At 71.9% G+C, this 345-nt stretch carries 1 protein-coding gene; it reads left to right on the top strand.

The window, feature by feature from the left end; genetic code table 11:
* Positions 1-28: 28 nt before the first annotated feature.
* The coding region (locus tag UK12_RS34065) for a hypothetical protein (RefSeq protein ID WP_156179144.1) at positions 29-345 on the top strand (317 nt) is incomplete at its 3' end.

Below are 345 nucleotides of genomic sequence, written 5' to 3'. Positions count from 1 at the left end.
CGTCAACGCCGAGCAGGGTGCGTGGCCGTTGGGCAGCGCCCTGTCCGGCTTCTCGGGCGAGGCGTTCCATGCCGGGCTGTGCGCGGACCGCAACCACGAGCAGCTGGCCGAGATGTGGGTCCGCGGCATGGACATCCCCTTGCAGGGTCGGCACCGGCCGCCCCCTCGTCGGGAGCCACTGCCGCCCACCTGGTTCAACCCGTCCCGGGTCTCCATCGTCATCTCGCCGGACCCCCCGCTCCGCGCGGCGGAGGCGGTCATCGACCGTACCCTCACCACGGTCCCCAACGGGATCAACCAGCCCCGTTTCGACGAGTCCGGCAACGCCGTCGCGGTCGGTGTGGA

The sequence above is a fragment of the Saccharothrix sp. ST-888 genome, assembly GCF_000955975.1.
In the GTDB taxonomy this organism is placed as follows: domain Bacteria; phylum Actinomycetota; class Actinomycetes; order Streptomycetales; family Streptomycetaceae; genus Kitasatospora.
This window is presented reverse-complemented; position numbering and strand designations above follow the sequence as displayed.